The sequence below is a fragment of the Bordetella tumbae genome, assembly GCF_965139195.1.
Lineage (GTDB): Bacteria > Pseudomonadota > Gammaproteobacteria > Burkholderiales > Burkholderiaceae_B > Bordetella_A > Bordetella_A tumbae.
Window position 1 is genome coordinate 63,721 of sequence record NZ_CBCSJH010000014.1, and the last position, 8,296, is coordinate 72,016.

General features: G+C 58.8%; 6 protein-coding genes. 3 read left to right on the plus strand and 3 right to left on the minus strand.

Annotated elements, in window-relative coordinates:
- Nucleotides 1–369: 369 nt before the first annotated feature.
- On the minus strand, nt 370–837 hold the full coding sequence (locus ACNA0J_RS16040; protein ID WP_415819873.1) for a CopD family protein: 468 nt from the start codon (nt 835–837) through the stop codon (nt 370–372).
- A 208-nt stretch (nt 838–1,045) separates the two neighbouring features.
- Here ACNA0J_RS16040 and ACNA0J_RS16045 point away from each other — a divergent pair, with 208 nt between their 5' ends.
- Nucleotides 1,046–1,528 carry a YajQ family cyclic di-GMP-binding protein gene (locus ACNA0J_RS16045; RefSeq protein ID WP_415807621.1) on the plus strand — a complete coding sequence of 161 codons (483 nt, stop codon included), beginning with the start codon at nt 1,046–1,048 and terminating at the stop codon, nt 1,526–1,528.
- Nucleotides 1,529–1,626: 98 nt separating this feature from the next.
- Here the strand turns inward: ACNA0J_RS16045 and rhtA are convergent, their stop codons facing one another.
- Nucleotides 1,627–2,520 (minus strand): threonine/homoserine exporter RhtA, encoded by an 894-nt coding sequence (rhtA, locus tag ACNA0J_RS16050; protein ID WP_415819874.1) that lies wholly within the window; start codon nt 2,518–2,520, stop codon nt 1,627–1,629.
- Nucleotides 2,521–2,819: 299 nt separating this feature from the next.
- Here rhtA and ACNA0J_RS16055 point away from each other — a divergent pair, with 299 nt between their 5' ends.
- Nucleotides 2,820–3,395, plus strand: a complete 576-nt coding sequence (locus tag ACNA0J_RS16055) for a chromate transporter (protein ID WP_415819875.1) — start codon at nt 2,820–2,822, stop codon at nt 3,393–3,395.
- Entirely contained in the window at nt 3,392–3,922 is a 531-nt protein-coding gene (locus ACNA0J_RS16060) for a chromate transporter (RefSeq protein WP_415819876.1), read from the plus strand. The genes ACNA0J_RS16055 and ACNA0J_RS16060 overlap by 4 nt, the downstream gene beginning before the upstream one ends.
- A 155-nt stretch (nt 3,923–4,077) precedes the next feature.
- On the opposite strand, the gene ACNA0J_RS16065 is transcribed toward ACNA0J_RS16060, so the two are convergent.
- Nucleotides 4,078–5,997, minus strand: coding sequence for a bifunctional metallophosphatase/5'-nucleotidase (locus ACNA0J_RS16065; protein ID WP_415819877.1), 1,920 nt, complete (start codon nt 5,995–5,997; stop codon nt 4,078–4,080).
- Nucleotides 5,998–8,296: the final 2,299 nt, after the last annotated feature.

Genomic DNA, 8,296 nt, shown 5'->3' on the forward strand with positions numbered 1-8,296 from the left:
TCGCTACGCTCCTTCGGTTTCCCTCGCTCGACTCCGAGGCGCGCCAACACGGTCACTGCCCCGCCTCGACTCGCAGAGTCTCTGATTCCCTCGTCGCTGGCACGGGTGGTTTTCTTAGGCTTCGTAGGAACTGGCTTTTGCAAGGATGAAGATCTTGCAGGGCTGCCATTCATTGGCGCCTACGGGCGCACCAATGAATAGCGTTCGTGATCTGCATGCGAAGGCTTTGGCATCGGGGGCAAACAGGGGATCTCTCGAGTAACGATTTCTCATAGATCAGCAGGAGATCGTTCGCAACACGACTTCGCGACGTCCAATAAGCACACCACCTTCACTCGTGCACACCTGAGAACTGCCCCGAAAACGGTTTTAGCCGAGAACGATTACCACAATAGTCAGCAGGCCCAGCACCAGGTTGACGGTCACCCAGGTTTTGAGCGATTGCATCGCGCGGCCGCCCGCGAGCCAGTCACCGGCTTGTACGGCACGATCCAGGCGCGGGTACAGGGCAAAGCGGATATGTCCGAAAATCGCTGCCATGATGACGCCCAATACCGCCATGGTCATCCAGGCGTGCGGCATCTGAAAGCTGCCGCCGGTGTCCGCGACCTGGCGGGCTGTGCGGCCTATCATCCAGGCGCCGCTCAGCAGTACCAGCAGGACGGCGCCCAGCACGGCGTTCAGAAAGCGTGCCAGCACATCGCGCATCAGGCGCAGCCGCTGGGGCGGTTCCAGCGCGGCCACGGCGGGCCGCAGAAAACAGTGGGCGAAGATCATCCCGCCTACCCACAGCAGAATGGCCAGGATGTGTACGAGCTTGAGAACGCTGTAAAACATGGCAGAGTGTTCCGTGAGTCGCAGAGCCAGGGATAGGCGCCGCATAGCCGGTATTATCCATTGCTCCGGGAAACCGCGGCGTTGATACCGTGGAAAGGGGGGGCAGTCAGATCGCCGCAAATCGTCTTACACTGGATACCTGTGCGGGTATGCGCATCGTAATGGATGGCGCTATCCTTGATTGACTCTTTTTTTGTAGGTTGCAGCCATGCCCAGTTTCGACGTGGTTTCCGAAGTAGACAAACACGAACTCAGCAACGCGGTGGACCAGGCCAATCGCGAGTTGGCCACCCGTTTTGATTTCAAAGGCACCGACGCCAAGTTCGAACTCGAGGAGTTCGTCGTGACGCAGATCGCGCCCAGCGCGTTTCAGCTGAAACAGATGCTCGATATTTTGCGTGGCCGCCTGTCCGCGCGAGGCATCGACGTGCGCTGCCTGGATGTGGCTGATCCGCTGGAAAACCTGGGCGGCGCCCGCCAGAAAGTCACGGTCCGCCAAGGCATCGAGCAACCTGTCGCAAAAAAATTGATCGCTGCCATCAAGGCTGCCAAGCTCAAGGTCGAGAGCCAGATCAATGGCGACAAGCTGCGCGTCAGCGGTAAAAAGCGCGATGATTTGCAAGAGGCGATTGCGTTGCTGCGCAAGACCGACGTCGATCTGCCGCTGCAGTATCAGAATTTCCGCGATTGAGTTTGATCCCCCATCTGCGGATGGGGAGTTCGTTTCATCCGGCGGGTGCGCGGGCTGGCCCCATATTCTTGCGAGGCTGTCCGGCGATTGCAGCGTGCTTATCGTTTTTGTTTGGGGCGTGCCTTTGCGGACTGCCGATTGCCCATGGTGATCCCGATGGATGCTGCAACAATGGCGACGATGGCTGCCCACTGGGTCAGGGATAGCGTCTCGCGCAGGAATAGCATGCCGGAAAAGGCAGCCAAGACGGGTTCCATACTGAGCAGTGTGCCAAAGACCCGGACGGGGATACGGGACAGGACGGTGATTTCCAACGCGTAGGGCAATGCGCTGGACAGCACGGCGACGCCCAATGCCCAGGGCAATACCTCCAGCGCGAACAGGCCCATGCCTGCCTGCGCGAATCCAAAGGGCAAGACCACCACGGTGGCGACGGTCGAGGCCAGTGCCACGGTCTGGGTGCCATGGTGCAGGCCGGCACGGCGTCCGAACACGATATACAGCGCCCAGCATAGCCCGGCGCCCAGCGCCAGCAGCATCCCTGCCGGATCCAGCGTGTGGACTTCGGCGCCCCGGGGAATCAGCAACAGAATGCCCGCGGCCGCCAACATGATCCAACAGAAATCCGCAAAGCGGCGTGAACTCAAGAGCGCTACCGTCAGAGGACCCGTGAATTCCAGAGCGACCGCAATGCCCAGCGGGATGGTGCGCAGCGACATGTAGAACAGCAGGTTCATCATCCCCAGCGACAAGCCGTAGGCCAGCACCACGCGCCATCCCGATGGCGTCAGGCGGACACGCCATGGCCGGAAATAGGCCAGCAGCATGAGCGCCGAGAACAACAAGCGCAGCGCCGCCGTGCCCTGCGCGCCTACCATGGGAAACAGGCTTTTTGCCAATGCTGCGCCACTCGGCATGGACACCATGGCAATCATCATCAACAGGATGGGATAAAGCGAAGGGGTGGGCGAGGGAGCAGTGGATGCGGACATGTTGCATAGAGCCCGGCACAAGAGGGCCGGTACGTCGCACATTCTACGCGCAACAAGAGAGGCCTAACGGTGAGGGCGATTCTGGTTTTGCGTGACTGATGAGGCGGGATCTCGATCGAACGGAGTCATTCATCATCCTCAAGGCCGATTTGCCCCCTCCAGCGTCATGGTAATTGGCGGGTGCAATTGCGCACCGGTGCGAGCAGGAGTAGGCTTTCGTCCCGATTCATCTCCTGGCGTTCAGAGCAGCTTGCTCGCTGCACAGGAATCATCGCGTCCCGATCTCTGCTGGAATTTTGATGAACACCTCGTCTTCGACTGCCGTATCCCCCACATCCGATTCGCCACCGCCTACCTGCTGGGCCCTGTTCAAGGGATTTTTCTGGTTGGGATTGAGTGCCTTTGGCGGTGCCTTGCCATTGGCGCGCCACATGGTGGTGGAAAAACACCGATGGCTGTCTTCGGAGGATTTCACTGAGCTGCTCGGGCTGTGCCAGTTTTTGCCGGGCGGCAACATCATCAACATGTCCGTGGCGCTGGGTATGAAATTCCGTGGGGTCAAGGGAGCATTTGCGGCCTTGATGGGATTGATCGCTGCGCCGTCTTTCATCGTCATTGCACTGGGTATGGTGTACGACAGGTATGCAGACGATCCGCATATTCAACATCTGTTTGCGGGGTTGGCTGCCGCGGCCGCGGGCCTGCTGATTTCGATGGCCGTGAAAATCGCCAAGCCGTTGCGTGGCAAATGGGCGGGGATCGCCGTGGCCGTGGCCTGCTTTATTTGCATTGCGGTGCTGCGTACGCCCCTGCTGCCAACAATGCTGGTGTTGACGCCGATCAGTATCCTGGTGACCTGGAGGCTGGCGCGATGACTTCCGTATTGATTTCGCTCTTCGTTATTTTTACGCAGTTGTCGGTGCTGGCCTTTGGCGGCGGCAATACGATTTTGCCCGAGATGCAGCGGCAGGTCGTGGAGATCCATCAATGGATGTCCAATGCCGATTTCGGTGCGTTGTTCGCATTGAGTCAGGCCGCGCCTGGCCCCAATCTGATGATTGTGACGCTGGTGGGGTGGAATGTGGCGGGCTGGCAGGGGGCGTTGGTCACGACGATTGCGAAGTTCGGTCCATCCTCGATCTTGACGGCGGTCGCGTTGGGATTGTGGGAACGGTTCAAGGACAAACCGTGGCGGCGTGTCGTGCAGGCAGGTATTTTCCCGATGACGGTAGGATTGATGGCGGCCAGTGCGTCGTTGATTACCGAGGCTTCTGTGCATACGTGGGTGTTAGGGGGAATCACCGCTCTCGTAGCTGCCGTGACGATTTTCAGTCGTGTGCATCCGTTGTGGATGTTGTTGGCGGGGGCGTTGATAGGATTGAGCGGGATCGGACAGCCTTGAACGTCCGGCTCAACTGTCGGGTGCAATAGGCAAAACGGCCGGGATAGTGAATATCCCGGCCGTTTTGTTGTGGCCTGCAACAGACGGGGGGCTTTCCCCTATCTGGCGCAGGCTCTTTCAGGTTACGGCACGTGCTGCCCGTCGTGCAGGACGCGTTACTCGACGTAGTTCTTGGTGCTGTACAACTCGATGGGCAGTCGATTGAGAATTGGCAGGTTCGTGTTGGCGTCCTTGGCCTGCATATCGATGTAGGTTTGCAGCACGTCGGCATCCAGCACGCCGATATCCTGACGACGCTCATCGGGGACGTTGGCCAGCGTGGTATAGCCGTCGCCGCCTGTTGCGTTGAAGCTCAAGACAAACAACTTGTAGGTGCGAGTCGCGTCCAGGGACTGCCAGGTGTTCGTGGTGGAATCGAATACTTCCACGTTGGATACACGGCTGCCCTTGGCGGCCAGGCTGTTGACGTCATAACGCAAGCCGCCCGTGTAGGGGTAGGGGCCGGTGGTGCCGCCGTCGCCGTAGACCGCCTCGAGGCCGTCTTCGAGCATGCCGATGACTTCGGTGCCGGTAATGTCCAGGCGCCACAGCATGTTGCCGAATGGCAGGACTTCGATGACGTTGGCGGCGGTCACGTTACCCTCGAGCGGGACGCGCACGCCACCGCCGCTTTGCAGCGAGATGTCGGCACCGCCGTATTCGGCGTTGGCGACTTCGAGATAGGCCTGGGCGACGAGTTGCTGAATATCTCCGCCGCGGACGTTGACGCTGCCTTCGGCGTTGCAGGCAGCGCTGGAACGGCTGTAATCGACCGAGCCAGGGCCGCCGGGGACACGGCGCGAGCAGAGTTCTTGCGGCACGTTGGCGACGACGCTCTGGCTATAGGCGTCGACTTGCTCTTTGAACGGTTGCAGGGTTTGCGTGGCGTTGGCGTCGGGCGCTTGTACGCGCAGGATGCCGCTGGCTTCGATGTCGGCCTGCATGGCGGCTGCGTCTGCAGGGTTGGGCGTCGTGCCGCCGACGGTCAGTGTGTCGCCGATCAGGACGTGAGGCGTGCCGCTGCATGAGGTGACATCACCATTGGCGTCAAAGCTGACTTTCAGTTCGCCGACGACTTGAGCGTATTCCCAGGCTTGTACCAGGCAGACGCGCTTGCCGTCTTTGTCGGTCAGTTCGGTGGGATAGGTACCTGCGGGTGTACCTACGTCGTAGGTTTCCATTGCATCGGGACCTAGCAAGGAATGCGAGTCGCCGCCTACGACGACGTCTACGCCGCTCAGGTTGGGGATGATTTCTTTGTCGTAGCTGTAGCCGATATGGCTCATCACGATGATTTTGTTAACACCTTGGGCACGCAAGGCATCGATCTGTGTTTGGGCGGCTTCGGTTTCGTCGGAAAAGGTGGTGCCGGGATCGGGGCTGGAGGACTGCTGCGTTTTGCCGGCGATGGTCAAACCGATGAGGCCGATGGACTGGCCGCCGCGTTCGAGGGTGATCGAAGGCTGGACCCAGTTGGGAGCGTTGGCTGCATTTAGGGGTGAGTTGGGGCCAAAGCTGACGTTGGCGCTGAGCAGCGGAGTCTGGCAGGTGCCGGCGTGTAAAAACTCGATGAAGCGATGCAGGCCGCTGTCGCCTTTGTCGAATTCGTGGTTGCCGAGCGTCATGGCATCGAAACACACGGTGTTCATCAGGGCGGCGTCGGCTTCGCCGGCCTCGCCTGCGCGGTTGAAGTACAGGGTGCCGGTCATGGCGTCGCCGGCGTGCAGTTTGAGCACGTTGGTGGATGCGGTCGCCAGTTCGTTGATGGCTGCGGTGACGCGCGGGAAGCCGCCGGCGTCGACGGTGGCTTCGGTCTGGGTGCCAGCGGCATTTTTCAGCAGCAGGGTTTTGCTTTTGCTGTCCAGGTTGGAGTGATGGTCGTTGATGTGCAGGATCGTTAGGTCCATCGCCTGGCTGACGGGCGGCGTGGGGGACGAGGTGTCGTCATCGTCATCGTCGTCGCTGTTGCTGCAGGCGGCTAGCAGGGTCAGGCTGCTTAGCAGCAAGACTTGGGTGGTCCTCTTCCAGTTTTTCATCGCGGTGTGTCGGAATGTGTCTTGGTGGAAGGGGAATGATTGGGGAGGGAGGTTACGGGGGGATTAAGGTTGCGTGACGGGGATGTGAAAGTGGGCTTCCCCGGGCCAAAAGGGNGGCTGGTGCGGGGTGTAGTGGTTGTTGCTGTTGTTAGAGAGGAGTNCTNTTGGCGTCGATGCGNGGCAGTGGNCGCGTNGGGGCTTCACGTGGCTGGTCGGCCGCCTGCGCGTCCGACACCGCTTCGTCAACCTCGTCGCTGCGCTCCTTCGGTTTCCCTCGCTCGACCACGAGGCGCCCCTCCCTCACTAGTACCCCACCTCACCTCACGGAATCTTGGATCGCTGCATTGCTGGGACGACTGTCTTGCTTAGGCTTCGTGGTGAAGCATATTGGCAAAGAGGAAGGTCTTGCAGGGCTGTTATCAGCGGGCGCCTACGGGCGCGCCCACTGATAACAATCGGGAGTCGATTGGTTGAGATATGGGGTGATGGTGAGTTTTGGGGAATGTTTCACGTGGAACATATGGGTCGGAGAGCCGCAGGGGTGTTGGGACAATCGAGGGAAAGGATCTTCTTTGCTATCGATTCTCCATGAACAGCTCTGGGGTCATGATTCAGTCTTCGACACTATCTCGCAGATGCTGGCTCACAGACATAATGTGTACCCTCCGTGCGAGAGATATTTGCAGCGAAACTCGGATGAACTAGGGGTACAGCGCACTCCTCGCAACTCACGCCATCTAGAAATAAGGTAATGTTTCACGTGGAACATAGGTTGGCTATGCCCCGGACCCGGTGGATCCCAAAATGCCCTTAGGTTTTATCGAAGACTCGGCCTTCAAGTGGGGGGCCTCTGTTTCACGTGGAACATTGCCTAGGTCCGGCGAACTTCAAGGCGTAGAGATGAGCTCTATCACGACAAAAATATCGAGTTCTAAGACCTGGTGACTCATATGAGTCATACACAGTGCTCGGTGCCATCGGTATGCCTCTAACGGTACAGTGGGCCAAAACCACATGGCAATCTACGACAGAGCCTAAGTGGGAAGGCAACTTGCCCGTGCCAACAGACACTTGTCAAAAGGATGCCTCCCTCTGGGCCAGCAGATACTGTGGCACTTTTCGCCCAACCCCCAACTAACCAATGAGCTGGATGAAAAATACCTCGCCGTAACTCCCGGATTCACTCGAGACGAGCACCCCGGCAGAGGGACTTATGCCTATATCCGACCCTAAATAAGTCGACAGATCGATTAATACCAGTCCTAGCCGTTACGAAGCGGCGCGCTAATTTCCTATGACCACCGCCAGGCAACGCCTTTCGCAAGGTTACTGAGCGGAATCAAGGAACTCTCCAACGGCTCTAGTGAGCTCATTGAGCTCCTGTTTCACGTGGAACAATGCGCGATAACGGTGATCGAATGTCGCAGTACACCTTCCGTTGGGAAGGAATGTGAACCTTGTCAGCTCTTTGACTCCTTATTGACGCTTCATCCTGACCTCGGATAGCCGACTGTTAACAACGAAAACGGCGCGCTACAGCACATCGAGTAAACGACGATGCGACAGCGACTGATACGCCGCACGACCACAATTAATCTGAGCTAAGCACCCCCGGGGCCAAGCAAGACTCCCATACCCCACATACGAGAGAGACTATCTACGCGCTATCCCCCTCCCAAACGCGCACTGCCGTCACTCCCCAATCCCCTTTCTCGACACCCAATCCCGACCAGGAGCCACTTAAGCTGCACAGAACCGAGTATCAGCCTCGCACAAGCCAGCCCTATCCCTGGCCGAAATACCTCCCTCAAAGCCCTACTCAGCACATGCCTGAGTCTCTAGCCTGGGGCTCTGCCTGGTCCTTGCCCAGTTCCTTGCCCAGTTCCTTGCCCAGTTCCTTGCCCAGTTCCTTGCCCAGCCTTTTTCCCAGCCTTTTGTCTAACCCGTCGTCTAGTCTCTGCCAGCCCCTTACGCACCTCCTTGCTTCGGCCTCTTACCCCGAGCCGCCGCCTTCCTACTCTCCTACCAGAGCTCATCTAATTAGCTGTTCTAGATCCGCACCTCAAAAAAAGCATCATCCCCTGAACTCTCCAATCGCTACGGTTGGGCGCGCCCGTAGGTGCCCAACCGTAGCAACCCTGTAAGACATTCTTCCGTGCCTCACCCTCTCCTACGAAGCCTAAGCAAGACAGTCGTCCCGCCGCTGTGGAAATACGAGATAACGCGAGTTGAGCGGGGGTAGAAGCCGTGTGGGGGCGCCTCGTGGTCGAGCGAGGGAAACCGAAGGAGCGCAGCGACG